12 protein-coding genes are annotated in these 13,362 nt (G+C 65.8%); 10 read left to right on the top strand and 2 right to left on the bottom strand.

The genetic code is table 11. From position 1 onward, the window contains the following. Nucleotides 1-19 precede the first annotated feature (19 nt). The gene (gene purU, locus QZM35_RS20790) at nt 20-904 is read left to right on the top strand and encodes a formyltetrahydrofolate deformylase (protein WP_089426344.1); all 885 of its coding nucleotides are present in this window, start codon (nt 20-22) and stop codon (nt 902-904) included. 110 nt (nt 905-1,014) lie between these two features. Here the strand turns inward: purU and QZM35_RS20785 are convergent, their stop codons facing one another. After that, on the bottom strand, nt 1,015-2,100 hold the full coding sequence (locus QZM35_RS20785) for an AI-2E family transporter (protein WP_174973068.1): 1,086 nt from the start codon (nt 2,098-2,100) through the stop codon (nt 1,015-1,017). Between the two features lie 248 nt (nt 2,101-2,348). After that, on the bottom strand, nt 2,349-5,234 hold the full coding sequence (gene uvrA / locus QZM35_RS20780; protein WP_301776712.1) for an excinuclease ABC subunit UvrA: 2,886 nt from the start codon (nt 5,232-5,234) through the stop codon (nt 2,349-2,351). A gap of 274 nt (nt 5,235-5,508) precedes the next feature. Here uvrA and QZM35_RS20775 point away from each other — a divergent pair, with 274 nt between their 5' ends. The 9 genes from QZM35_RS20775 (at nt 5,509) to QZM35_RS20735 (ending at nt 13,342) form a co-directional block, all read left to right on the top strand. After that, the gene (locus QZM35_RS20775) at nt 5,509-6,696 is read left to right on the top strand and encodes an MFS transporter (protein WP_089426342.1); all 1,188 of its coding nucleotides are present in this window, start codon (nt 5,509-5,511) and stop codon (nt 6,694-6,696) included. A 101-nt stretch (nt 6,697-6,797) separates the two neighbouring features. Beyond that, entirely contained in the window at nt 6,798-7,358 is a 561-nt protein-coding gene (locus tag QZM35_RS20770) for a single-stranded DNA-binding protein (RefSeq protein ID WP_175016519.1), read from the top strand. A gap of 120 nt (nt 7,359-7,478) precedes the next feature. Further along, entirely contained in the window at nt 7,479-8,027 is a 549-nt protein-coding gene (gene mug, locus QZM35_RS20765; protein WP_089426341.1) for a G/U mismatch-specific DNA glycosylase, read from the top strand. Continuing rightward, complete coding sequence (locus QZM35_RS20760) at nt 8,014-8,637, top strand: DNA-3-methyladenine glycosylase (RefSeq protein ID WP_301776711.1); 624 nt, start codon at nt 8,014-8,016, stop codon at nt 8,635-8,637. Before mug ends, QZM35_RS20760 begins: the two co-directional genes overlap by 14 nt. Nucleotides 8,638-8,739: 102 nt before the next feature. Next, nucleotides 8,740-9,504 carry a ParA family protein gene (locus QZM35_RS20755; protein WP_039345972.1) on the top strand — a complete coding sequence of 255 codons (765 nt, stop codon included), beginning with the start codon at nt 8,740-8,742 and terminating at the stop codon, nt 9,502-9,504. Nucleotides 9,505-10,006: 502 nt separating this feature from the next. After that, nucleotides 10,007-10,591 (top strand): TIGR01841 family phasin, encoded by a 585-nt coding sequence (gene phaP, locus QZM35_RS20750; RefSeq protein ID WP_089426339.1) that lies wholly within the window; start codon nt 10,007-10,009, stop codon nt 10,589-10,591. A gap of 293 nt (nt 10,592-10,884) precedes the next feature. Beyond that, complete coding sequence (locus QZM35_RS20745; RefSeq protein ID WP_301776710.1) at nt 10,885-12,066, top strand: acetyl-CoA C-acetyltransferase; 1,182 nt, start codon at nt 10,885-10,887, stop codon at nt 12,064-12,066. 217 nt (nt 12,067-12,283) lie between these two features. After that, nucleotides 12,284-13,027 carry an acetoacetyl-CoA reductase gene (phbB, locus tag QZM35_RS20740; RefSeq protein WP_041492959.1) on the top strand — a complete coding sequence of 248 codons (744 nt, stop codon included), beginning with the start codon at nt 12,284-12,286 and terminating at the stop codon, nt 13,025-13,027. A gap of 108 nt (nt 13,028-13,135) precedes the next feature. Next, the gene (locus QZM35_RS20735) at nt 13,136-13,342 is read left to right on the top strand and encodes a hypothetical protein (RefSeq protein WP_089426338.1); all 207 of its coding nucleotides are present in this window, start codon (nt 13,136-13,138) and stop codon (nt 13,340-13,342) included. Nucleotides 13,343-13,362 lie beyond the last annotated feature (20 nt).

The following is a 13,362-nucleotide window of genomic DNA, read 5'->3' as shown; positions in this document are numbered from 1 at the left end:
AACGAAGGGAGTAGCGGTCATGCCGACCGATCACAGCTTTATCTTGAAACTGTCGTGCCCCGACCGGCACGGCATCGTCCATGCGGTCTCGGGCTTCCTGTTCGAGCGCAGCAACAACATCCTCGATTCGGCGCAGTTCGGCGACAGCCGCACCAGCGAGTTCTTCATGCGCGTGCACTTCGAGCAGGACGGCGGCGGCGCGGATGCCGCGACGGCGCTCGACACGCTTCGCAAGGAATTCGCGCCGCTCGCCGAGCAGTTCTCGATGCGTTGGGAAATGCATGACGCGGCCGTGAAGCCGCGCGTCGTGATCATGGTGTCGAAGATCGGCCACTGCCTGAACGACCTGCTGTTCCGCTATCGCACCGGCCAGCTGCCGATCGAGATCCCGGCGATCGTGTCGAACCACAAGGAGTTCTACCAGCTCGCCGCGAGCTACAACATCCCGTTCCATCACTTTCCGCTGATCGGCGGCTCGTCCGATGCCGCGAAGGCCGCGCAGGAAGCGCGCGTGCTGGAAGTGATCGACGAGCACCAGGCCGATCTGGTCGTGCTCGCGCGCTACATGCAGATCCTGTCGCCGAACCTGTGCAAGCAGCTCGCCGGCCGCGCGATCAACATCCACCATTCGTTCCTGCCGAGCTTCAAGGGCGCGAAGCCGTACTACCAGGCGTTCGATCGCGGCGTGAAGCTGATCGGCGCGACCGCGCACTACGTGACGACCGATCTCGACGAAGGCCCGATCATCGAGCAGGAAGTCGAGCGCGTCGACCACAGCATGACGCCCGACCAGCTGACCGCGATCGGCCGCGACGTCGAATGCGTGACGCTCGCGCGTGCGGTGAAGTGGCACGTCGAGCACCGGATCGTGCTGAACGGGACGAAGACGGTCGTGTTCCGCTGATGTGTTGAATGCCGATTGCCGGCCGTCGGCTGGCGGGCAATCACAGACAAAAACGCCGCGCCCTTCACGGGGCGCGGCGTTTTTTTATCGCTGTTGGCGGGCGGGCTGCTTCAGATCAGCCGCAGCAGGTACAGCTCGCGCTTGAGATACGCGTAGAAGATCGGCGCGGCGATCACGCCCGGCAGCCCGAACGCGGCCTCCATGATCAGCATCGCCAGCAGCAGCTCCCATGCGCGCGACTCGATCTGGCCGCCGATGATCTTCGCGTTCAGGAAGTATTCGAGCTTGTGGATGACCACGAGGAACGCCAGCGACGCGATCGCGGTGCCCATGCTGACCGACAGCGACACGGCGACGATCAGCGTGTTCGAGATCAGGTTGCCGATCACGGGCAGCAGGCCGACGATGAACGTGACGAGCACGAGCGTTTTCGACAGCGGCAGCCGCTGGTGGAAGATCGGCAGCGCGACGAGCAGGTAGATGCCCGTGAACACCGCGTTGATCGCCGAGATCTTGATCTGCGCGAACACGATCCGGCGGAATGCGTCGGCGAAGCGCGACACGCGCGTGACGAGCGCGGTGGACAGCGGCCGGCGTACCTTGCCGTGCTCGACGCCGATCGCGATCATCGCGCCGATGATCATCCCGAACAGCACGTGGCCGAAGCCGCGCGCGACGCTCTTGCCGCTTTGCTGGAGCTGGTCCATGTGCGAGTGCATCAGCACGGCGGCCTTCGTCTTCATCTGCTCGACGTCGACCGGCAGCAGGTTCGCGATCCAGGCCGGCGTGCGGGCGCGGGTCTGCTCGACGATCTGCATCAGCTGGTCGAGCAGGCTTTGCAGGTTCGGCACCGTGCGCTCGAAGTGTTCGATGATGCCGATCGTCAGGCCCGTCAACGCGCCGACGATCGCGATCGACAGCAGCACGACGGCGACCCAGCGCGCGCGCATGCTCGTGGTGTGGCGTTCGATCACGGGGGCGATCGTATGGATCAGCTGGTAGACCAGCAGGCCGGCCAGCAGCCCGCCGAGCAGCTTGAGTTCGATCACGAGCCACATCGCGAGGATCGCGAACGCATAGCTGCCGATCTCGAGCGCCGACAGCTTCGGCAGGCTGAAGTCGCTCGTCAGCCGCACGCTGCGCAGGTGCGGTTCGCGATTCTGCGCATCGCGCGACGAGTCTGGTTGCTTCTCCATCGTGGATTCCTGTCGTTCGTGTGTCATGCCGCGGAATGCGCGGCAGAGCCGTGTTCGCCCGACGCCGCACCGGATTGGTGCGTACGGCGAACCTTACGACCGTAAAGTATAGCTGCCATTATGGTCCGCAACGGGGCCGTTTGGCGCATGGTGTAAACGCCGGAGGGAAAACGAGAAGGGGCCGGTTCGGCGGGGCGGAAGGGCGCGCGGCCGGGCGGCCGCGCGGGAGGGAAGGCAGGCGGGACGCGTCAGCCGGCCGCGACCTTGCGGGCCGTGCGCTTGAGCAGCGGCGCGAGGTATTTGCCGGTAAAGCTCGCCTTCGTTTTCGCGACCTGCTCGGGCGTGCCCTGCGCGATGATCTGGCCGCCGCCGGCACCGCCTTCGGGGCCGAGGTCGATCACCCAGTCGGCCGTCTTGATCACGTCGAGGTTGTGCTCGATGATCACGACCGTGTTGCCCTGGTCGCGCAGCCGGTGGATCACTTCCAGCAGCAGGGCGATGTCGTGGAAGTGCAGGCCGGTGGTCGGCTCGTCGAGGATGTACAGCGTGCGGCCGGTGTCGCGCTTGGAGAGTTCGAGCGACAGCTTCACGCGCTGCGCCTCGCCGCCCGACAGCGTCGTGGCCGACTGGCCGAGGCGGATGTAGCCGAGGCCGACGTCGAGCAGCGTCTTCAGCTTGCGCGCGATGACCGGCACCGCGCTGAAGAATTCGTACGCGTGCTCGACCGTCATGTCGAGCACTTCGCTGATGTTCTTGCCCTTGTATTGCACTTCGAGCGTTTCGCGGTTGTAGCGCTTGCCGTGGCACACGTCGCACGGCACGTAGACGTCCGGCAGGAAGTGCATTTCCACCTTCAGCACGCCGTCGCCCTGGCACGATTCGCAGCGGCCGCCCTTCACGTTGAACGAGAAACGGCCCGGATCGTAGCCGCGCTCCTTCGAGGTCGGCACGCCCGAGAACAGCTCGCGGATCGGCGTGAACAGGCCCGTATACGTGGCCGGGTTCGAGCGCGGCGTGCGGCCGATCGGCGACTGGTCGACGTTGATCACCTTGTCGAAGTGCTCGAGGCCCTCGATCGCCTCGTGCGGCGCCGGCTCGGCCGACGAGCCGTACAGGTGGCGCGCGACCGCGTGATACAGCGTGTCGTTGATCAGCGTCGACTTGCCGGAGCCCGACACGCCGGTGATGCAGGTCAGCAGGCCGACCGGCAGCTCCAGATCGACGTGCTTCAGGTTGTTGCCGTGCGCGTCGACGATGCGCAGCATCCGCTCCGGATCGGGCGCGAGCCGCTCGTCCGGGTACTCGATCATGCGTTTGCCGAGCAGGTACTGGCCGGTGAGCGACTGCGGATTCGACTGCACCTGCTTCGGCGTGCCCTCGGCCACGATCACGCCGCCGTGCTCGCCGGCACCCGGGCCCATGTCGACGACGTAGTCGGCGGTGCGGATCATGTCCTCGTCGTGCTCGACGACGATCACCGAGTTGCCGAGGTCGCGCAGGTGCTTGAGGGTCGCGATCAGGCGGTCGTTGTCGCGCTGGTGCAGGCCGATCGACGGCTCGTCGAGCACGTACATCACGCCCGTGAGGCCCGAGCCGATCTGCGACGCGAGCCGGATGCGCTGCGCCTCGCCGCCCGACAGGGTTTCCGCGCTGCGCTCGAGCGACAGGTAGTCGAGGCCGACGTTGTTCAGGAAGGTGAGGCGCGCGACGATTTCCTTGATGACCTTGTCGGCGATCTCGCGCTTCGCGCCGTCGAGCGACAGACCGTCGAAATAGCCGAGCGCGTCGCGCAGCGGCCAGCCGCTGATTTCGAAGATGCCGCGCGCGTAGTCGCCCGTGCCGATCCGCACGTGGCGCGCTTCGCGGCGCAGGCGCGTGCCGTCGCACGACGGGCACGGCTGATTGTTCTGGTACTTCGACAGCTCTTCGCGCACCGCGACCGAATCGGTCTCGCGGTAGCGGCGTTCGAGGTTCGGGATGATCCCTTCGAACACGTGCTCGCGGATCGTCGTGCGGCCGCGCTCGTTGATGTACGAGAACGGGATCGTCTGCTTGCCCGAGCCGAACAGCAGCACCTTCCGGATCTTTTCCGGCAGATCCTCGAACGCGGCGTCGATGTCGAATTCGTAGAACGCCGCGAGACTCTGCAGCATCTGGAAGTAGAACTGGTTGCGGCGGTCCCAGCCTTTCACGGCGCCGGCGGCGAGCGACAGCGACGGGTGCGCGACGACCCGCTTCGGGTCGAAGAACGTGATCTGGCCGAGGCCGTCGCATTCCGGGCACGCGCCCATCGGGTTGTTGAACGAGAACAGGCGCGGCTCGAGCTCCTGCAGCGAGTACGAGCAGATCGGGCACGCGAACTTCGAGCTGAACAGGTACTCGCGGTCGGTGTCCATCTCGAGCGCGATCGCGCGGCCGTCGGCGAGGCGCAGCGCCGTCTCGAACGATTCGGCGAGGCGCTGCTTCATGTCCGGGCGCACCTTGAGACGATCGACGACGACGTCGATCGTGTGCTTGTCGTTCTTCTTCAGCTTCGGCAGCGACTCGACCTCGTAGATCTTCGCGACGCCTTCGTTCGCGGCGCCGCCGCCCGAGCGCACGCGAAAGCGCACGAAACCCTGCGCCTGCATGTCCTCGAACAGCTCGGCATGCTCGCCCTTGCGATCCGCGACGACGGGCGCGAGGATCATCAGCTTGGTTTCCTCGGGCAACGCGAGCGCCGCGTCGACCATCTGCGACACGCTTTGCGCTTCCAGCGGGATGTCGTGGTCGGGACAGTACGGCGTGCCGACACGTGCGAACAAAAGTCGCAGGTAGTCGTGGATTTCCGTGACCGTGCCGACGGTCGAACGCGGGTTGTGGGACGTCGCCTTCTGCTCGATCGAGATCGCCGGCGACAGGCCTTCGATCAGGTCGACGTCGGGTTTCTCCATCAGCTGCAGGAACTGGCGGGCATACGCGGACAGGCTTTCGACGTAGCGGCGCTGGCCTTCGGCATAAAGGGTATCGAACGCGAGCGACGACTTGCCCGATCCGGACAACCCGGTAATCACGACCAGCTTGTGGCGCGGCAGGTCGAGATTGACGTTTTTCAGGTTGTGGGTACGCGCCCCACGGATGCGGATCTGTTCCATGAACCTGGCGAAAATGGAGGGAACCAAACCTGCTACTATAACGGCTTTTCGAGGCCGTCGTTTGGGGTCCCCAGCCTTAGCAGCAGGTGGCAGCAAGATGGCGCCTGCGCCGGGAAAAGTGGCCGCAGCGGCCGCGCCGCGCGGTTCCGGGCTGCCTGCGGGCTGCCTGAATCCTGCCCCGACGTGTTGCCGGCCAAGCCTCCCGGGCCGCTGGTCCTGATCTTCCGCCGCCCGGTGTCGGGCGGACATTCCGATCATTCGAAATTCATTCCCGATGTCCAATCCGTCTGCCACGTCTTCCCGCATGACCGCGCCCGAATTGCGCGCGACCACGTCGCTCGCGGCGATCTTCGCGCTGCGCATGCTCGGCCTGTTCATGATCATGCCGGTGTTCTCGGTCTACGCGAAAACCATCCCGGGCGGCGACAACGTGCTGCTCGTCGGCATCGCGCTCGGGGCTTACGGCGTCACGCAGTCGCTGTTCTATATCTTCTACGGCTGGGCGTCCGACAAGTTCGGCCGCAAGCCGGTGATCGCGACCGGCCTCGTGATCTTCGCGATCGGCAGCTTCGTCGCCGCGTCCGCGCACGACATCACGTGGATCATCGTCGGCCGCGTGATCCAGGGGATGGGCGCGGTGTCGTCCGCGGTGCTCGCGTTCATCGCCGACCTGACCTCCGAGCAGAACCGCACGAAGGCGATGGCGATGGTCGGCGGCTCGATCGGCGTGTCGTTCGCGGTCGCGATCGTCGGTGCGCCGATCGTGTTCCACTGGGTCGGGATGAGCGGGCTGTTCGCGATCGTCGGCGTGCTGTCGATCCTCGCGATCGGCGTCGTGCTGTGGATCGTGCCCGATGCGGCCAAGCCCGTGCACGTGCCCGCGCCGTTCGCCGAGGTGCTGCACAACGTCGAGCTGCTGCGCCTGAACTTCGGCGTGCTGGTGCTGCACGCGACGCAGACGGCGCTGTTCCTCGTCGTGCCGCGCCTGCTCGTCGACGGCGGCCTGCCGGTCGCCTCGCACTGGAAGGTCTATCTGCCGGTGATGGGGCTCGCGTTCGTGATGATGGTTCCGGCGATCATCGTCGCGGAAAAACGGGGCAAGATGAAACCGGTGCTGCTCGGCGGCATCCTGGCTATCCTGATCGGCCAATTGCTGCTGGGCAGCGCGCCGCATACCATCCTGATTGTGGCGGCGGTTCTTTTCGTCTACTTCCTCGGCTTCAACATCCTGGAAGCGTCGCAGCCGTCGCTCGTGTCGAAGCTCGCGCCCGGTTCGCGCAAGGGCGCGGCCACGGGCGTTTACAACACCACGCAGTCGGTCGGGCTCGCGCTCGGCGGTATCGTGGGCGGCTGGCTGCTGAAGCACGGTGGGGCCAATACGGTCTTCTACACGTGTTCGGGGCTCGTTGCCGCGTGGCTTATAATCGCGGCCAGCATGAAAGCGCCGCCGCGCAAGGCCTGAACTCATTTCGGGCAGGCCCCGGCGACTTTCGCCGGCTTGCCCGGCGGGCCGCACCGACAGCATGAGCGGGCGGCCCGGCATCGAATTTACTGGAGAAACACATGGCATCCGTCAACAAGGTCATCCTCGTCGGCAATCTCGGCGCCGATCCTGAAGTCCGTTACCTGCCGAGCGGCGACGCGGTTGCGAACATCCGTCTCGCGACGACCGACCGCTACAAGGACAAGGCTAGCGGCGATTTCAAGGAAATGACCGAGTGGCATCGCGTCGCGTTCTTCGGTCGTCTGGCGGAAATCGTCAGCGAGTACCTGAAGAAAGGTTCGTCAGTCTATATCGAAGGCCGCATCCGCACGCGCAAGTGGCAGGGTCAGGACGGCCAGGATCGTTACTCGACCGAAATCGTCGCCGACCAGATGCAGATGCTCGGCGGCCGCGGTGCGGGCGGCGGCGGCGGTGGTGGCGGTGACGAAGGCGGTTACGGCGGCGGCTACGGTGGTGGCGGCGGCGGTGGCCGTGGCGAGCAGATGGAGCGCGGCGGTGGCGGCGGCGGCGGTCGTGCCGGCGGCGCAGCGCGTGGCGGTGCAGGCGGCGGCGCGCAAAGCCGTCCGAGCGCACCGGCAGGCGGCGGCTTCGACGAGATGGACGACGATATTCCGTTCTGATCGGCAAGTCGGCATCCCGCATCACGATGGGCCCGAACGTCCGAGTCAAGCCAGTTGCTTGGCCCGGGCCTTCGGGCCTTGTTTCGTTTACGTCGATGTTCCTTGCGTGCCAGGCAAACCGTGGCTGACGAACTTCCCGACCTCATCGCTCCGCATCTCGACGTGCTGTTTTGCGGGATCAACCCCGGCTTGACCGCGGCCGCGACCGGGCATCACTTCGCCGGGAGAGGCAACCGCTTCTGGCGCGTGATCCATCTCGCGGGCTTCACGGCGGCGGAAATCTCGCCGCAGGACGATCATGCGATTCTTCAATATGGCTGCGGCCTGACCGCGGTGGTGAAGCGGCCGACCGCGAGCGCCGATCAGCTTTCGCGCGCGGAATTCATTGCCGCGGCTGCCGAGTTCGACCAGAAGCTGGCGCGCTACGCGCCGCGCTTCGTCGCCTTTCTCGGCAAGGCGGCGTACTCCGCGCTTTCCGGGCAGCGAGAAATCGAGTGGGGGCTGCAACCGGCCCGGATGCAGGGGGCGAGCGTCTGGGTGCTGCCCAATCCGAGCGGGCGAAACCTCGCGTTCAGTCTCGACGATCTGGTCGACGCATACCGTCAGCTTCGTCTGCAGGCGAGGGCCGTTTCCGGTCTCCAACTGGAGGGGCAGGATGCGGCGCGGTGAACCCTCGCCCCTGTGGCCGGGCACCGTGCTGCCCCGCGCATTCTTCGACCGAGTCGCCACCGACGTCGCGCCGCAACTGCTGAACAAGATCCTCGCGGCCGCGGACGGCCGTGCCGGGCGGATCGTCGAAGTGGAAGCCTATGCCGGTGCGATCGACCCGGCTGCGCATACCTACCGCGGCAAGACGCCGCGCAATGCGACGATGTTCGGGCCGCCGGGGCACCTGTATGTCTATTTCACGTATGGCATGCATTGGTGCTGCAACTGCGTGTGCGGCCCGGATGGCACGGGAACGGGCGTGCTGATCCGTGCGCTCGAGCCGCTGCACGGGCTCGAGCAAATGCGTGCGGCACGGCCGCCGCGGACGCGCGATCGCGACCTGTGCCGGGGGCCGGCGCGGCTGGCTCAGGCGATGGGGATCGGCGGTGCGCAGGACGGTGTCGACCTGATCGGTGCGCACGAAGGGTTCGCGATCGTCGACGATGGCATCGCGCCGCCCGCCGATCTGGCGGGCGGCCCGCGCATCGGCATTCGTGTCGGCACGGAACTGCCGTGGCGCTGGAGCGTCCCGGGCAACCAGTACGTCTCGGGGCCGGTGACGCGCCGCTGAGACACCCCGTGCCAGAATGCGCACAATTCGACCTGCGTCACGCGACCGCCATTATTGACCGGCTAAGCTTGCCTTTTCGACGTATTCGATCGAGGAGACACAATGCGGCGGGTCGTATTCAACCAGAAGGGCGGCGTGGGAAAATCGACGATCGTCTGCAACCTGGCGGCGATCAGCGCGAGCGAAGGGCTGCGCACGCTCGTCATCGATCTCGATGCGCAGGCGAACTCAACGCGCTACCTGCTCGGCGACGCCGCAGCCGACGCGCAGCCGGGTGTCGCCGATTTCTTCGAAACCGCGCTGACCTTCAACTTCCGCCCGGTCGACGTCGCGTCGTTCATTCATCCGACCCCGTTCGAAGGGCTCGACGTGATGCCCGCGCATCCGGAACTCGACACGCTGCACGGCAAGCTCGAGTCGCGCTACAAGATCTACAAGCTGCGCGATGCGCTGAACGAGCTCGACACCTACGACGCCGTGTACATCGACACGCCGCCCGCGCTGAATTTCTATACGCGCTCGGCGCTGATTGCGGTCGAGCGCTGCCTGATCCCGTTCGACTGCGACGATTTCTCGCGTCGCGCGCTGTACACGCTGCTCGAGAACGTGAAGGAAATCCAGCAGGACCACAACGCGGCGCTCGAGGTGGAAGGGATCGTGATCAACCAGTTCCAGCCGCGGGCGAGCCTGCCGCAGCGGCTGGTCGACGAACTCGTTGAGGAGGGGCTGCCGGTGCTCGCGTCGAGGTTGTCGGCGTCGGTGAAGATTCGCGAGTCGCATCAGCAGTCCAAGCCGGTGATCCATCTGGAACCCGGGCACAAGCTCGCGCAGGAGTTCCTCGCGCTGCATCGCGAACTGGCCGGCTGATTCCGCACCTGCCTGACGAATCCGCGGCCGCATCATGCGGCCGTTTTTTTATTGCGACCGTAATTCATCCGATCATTGATTTCGTCATTAATAATCCCGAAAACGATTTCATAATAAATCCAGAAAAAACGATTACATAAGTGACCGCTACATTTTCAATGCGCCCCGGTTTTCTAATAAACGGAATAATGGATTGGTAAATGTTGCGCGACGTCATGATCCGTTATCCTGTAAAAAGGTAAAAATGCATTGCGGGACCGAGTGAGGTGCGGGCATCGTCTGCGATGTCGGCGCATCACGGGTTCCAGCGGTCGCCTGGATGGAAATAAGGGTTTACACCTAGCATTAATGCCATTTAATTGACAATTAATCGATCTAGAATGGGCTCCTTCAACTTCCCGCACTCAAATAAGTGCCGGGTTGTCAATAAGGAAGCCTGCTGTCGATCCGGCTTCCAATTTTCTTTACGTCGTCTCTCGCATTGCTAACAGGAGCGTGCCCGATGTCCGTATTTGCCCCCGAAAAAATCAACGCCGAATATCAATCCGGTATTGCAGCGTGGTTCGCAATTGCCCGTCCGGCGATCCAAGGTTTCGAGGCTGTCGTCGAACTCAACCTGCAAGCGGCCCGGACGGCGCTCGAGGAATACGAGGACAAGCTGAAGAACGCATTCAACAGCAGCAACCCGGCCGTGGGCTTCGCGCAGCAGGTCGCCGCACCGCAGGAAGCGGCCGGCAAGGCCGTGTCGTACGGCCGCCATCTGTTCGACATCGCGGTGTCGACGCAGTCCGAATGGGCGAAGGTCGCGCAAGCGCAATACGAACAGAACGACAAGCGCCTGAAGGACGTGCTCGGCGAACTGTCGAAGCATGCGCCGGCCGGCTCGGCACCGGTGGTAGCCGCGCTGAACTCGGCGCTGTCGGCGGCGACCGCCGCAGCCGATTCGGTGCGCGCCGCGACCGGCCAGGCGATCGAAGCCGCGCAAAGCGGCTTCGATGCGGTCAGCGAAACGGCCACGCGTGGCGCGAAGCAAACGGCTGCCGTCGCACGCAAGGACGCCGCGGCCGCACGCGAATCGGCTGCGTAATCGCGTAGCCACGCAAGCACGTGTCGCGCACGGGCGCGACACGAATTGATCGGCGCCGGATGGTGCCGGACGCCGCGTGTGCCGCGTGGCGTCCGGCAAGTGTCCGGTTTGCCGCAAGACGCCGGTGAACCGGCGAGCCGTACCGGTGTGCCGCCCGTTCGAACGGGCGCCGCGCGCCCTACGGCGGCGTGCGATCGCTATCGCGCCGAATGGCCCGGGATGCGCGATCGCCAGCCGAGGCCGGCACGCGCCGGCGTCAAAACGACGAACTGATTTCGATGCAGGAACTGGACATGACGGATGTAGTGATCGTATCGGCCGCGCGGACCGCGGTCGGCAAATTCGGCGGTTCGCTTGCGAAGATTGCGGCGCCCGAGCTGGGCGCGACGGTGATCCGCGCGGTGCTGGAGCGTGCGGGCGTGAAGCCCGAGCAGGTCAGCGAAGTGATCATGGGCCAGGTGCTGACGGCCGGTTCCGGGCAGAACCCGGCGCGGCAGTCGCTGATCAAGGCCGGGCTGCCGACGGCAGTGCCGGGAATGACGATCAACAAGGTGTGCGGCTCGGGCCTGAAGGCCGTGATGCTGGCCGCGAACGCGATCGTCGCGGGCGATGCGGAGATCGTGATCGCGGGCGGCCAGGAGAACATGAGCGCGTCGCCGCACGTGCTGCCGGGCTCGCGCGACGGGTTCCGGATGGGCGATGCGAAGCTGGTCGACACGATGATCGTCGACGGCCTGTGGGACGTGTACAACCAGTACCACATGGGCATCACGGCGGAGAACGTCGCGAAGGAATACGGAATCACGCGCGAAGAGCAGGACGCGTTCGCGGCGCTGTCGCAGAACAAGGCGGAAGCCGCGCAGAAGGGCGGCCGCTTCGACGACGAGATCGTGCCGGTGGCGATTCCGCAACGCAAGGGCGAGCCGCTGCAGTTCGCCACCGACGAATTCGTGCGTCACGGCGTGACGGCGGAATCGCTGGCCGGGCTGAAGCCGGCGTTCTCGAAGGACGGCTCGGTGACGGCGGCGAACGCGTCGGGGCTGAACGACGGCGCGGCGGCGGTGCTGGTGATGTCGGCGCAGAAGGCGGCGGCGCTGGGCCTGACGCCGCTGGCGCGGATCAAGGCGTACGCGAACGCGGGCGTGGATCCGAGCGTGATGGGGATGGGCCCGGTGCCGGCATCGCGCCGGTGCCTGGAGCGCACGGGCTGGACGCCGGGCGACCTGGACCTGATGGAGATCAACGAGGCATTCGCGGCGCAGGCGCTGGCGGTGCACAAGCAGATGGGCTGGGACACGTCGAAGGTGAACGTGAACGGCGGAGCGATCGCGATCGGCCACCCGATCGGCGCGTCGGGTTGCCGGATCCTGGTGACGCTGCTGCACGAGATGGCCAAGCGCGATGCGAAGCGCGGGCTGGCGTCGCTGTGCATCGGCGGCGGGATGGGTGTCGCGCTCGCGGTCGAGCGCGCCTGAGCAGGGTCTGACGACTCGTCCCGCGGGCGGCAGCGGCCAGCACCGCACGCGGGCGAAGCGGTTTTCGCGCACGACAAGCAGTCAACAACAAGCGCGAGGTGCCGGTGCGTGCCGCACCCGCGACGCGGGCGGCTGCGCATCGAAGCGGTGGGGCGGCAGCGTGAGCGACGCCGCCGCTCCGCCTTGATCGATTACTTTTTTGTCGGTAATTAATAGGATGACTAAGCGAATTGCAGTAGTGACTGGTGGAATGGGCGGCCTCGGCGAAGCGGTCAGCATCAGGTTGAACGACGCGGGCCACCGGGTAGTCGTCACGTATTCGCCGAACAACACCGGCGCGGACCGCTGGCTGACCGAGATGCATGCGGCCGGCCGTGAGTTCCACGCGTACCCGGTGGACGTGGCCGATCACGATTCGTGCCAGCAATGCATCGAGAAGATCGCTCGGGACGTCGGCCCGGTCGACATTCTCGTGAACAACGCGGGCATCACGCGCGACATGACGCTGCGCAAGCTCGACAAGGTCAACTGGGATGCGGTGATCCGCACCAACCTCGATTCCGTGTTCAACATGACGAAGCCGGTGTGCGAAAGCATGGTCGAGCGCGGCTGGGGCCGCATCGTCAACATCTCGTCGGTGAACGGTTCGAAGGGTTCGGTCGGCCAGACCAACTATGCGGCCGCGAAGGCCGGCATGCACGGCTTCACGAAATCGCTCGCGCTCGAGATCGCGCGCAAGGGCGTGACGGTGAACACGGTGTCGCCGGGCTACCTCGCGACGAAGATGGTCACGGCGATCCCGCAGGACATCCTCGACTCGAAGATCCTCCCGCAGATTCCGGCGGGCCGGCTCGGCAAGCCCGAGGAAGTCGCCGCGCTGGTGGCTTACCTGTGCTCGGAGGAGGCCGGCTTCGTGACGGGCTCCAACATCGCGATCAACGGCGGCCAGCACATGCATTGACGCGTGGCGGCCCGGCGGCGTGCGCGCACCTGCCGGGCTGCGTTCCGCACTATCCAGTGCCAGGGCGGCGGCAGGCGCGCCGCTTCGGCTTCGCATTCCGGAGAAGGCATGGGCGATACCTGGATGGGACTTGTGATCGGCGGCACGGCACTGGCCGTCGCGCTGACGATGACAGTCTCGCTCTACTGGCTCGAGCGGCGCCGTGCGCGGCTGCTGCGGAACTTCGATCATCGCGATTGCTCGCTCGTCGCGTACGGCAGGTGCTTCGCACGCGGGCGGGCCCGGCCGGCACGCCGCCTGCGCGGCGCGCGTTGACGGCGGCATCGAGGCAGTGA

This window comes from Burkholderia sp. AU45274, assembly GCF_030482505.1.
Lineage (GTDB): Bacteria > Pseudomonadota > Gammaproteobacteria > Burkholderiales > Burkholderiaceae > Burkholderia.
The sequence above is the reverse complement of the archived record's forward strand: the minus strand, read 5'-3'. Positions and strand labels throughout refer to the sequence as shown.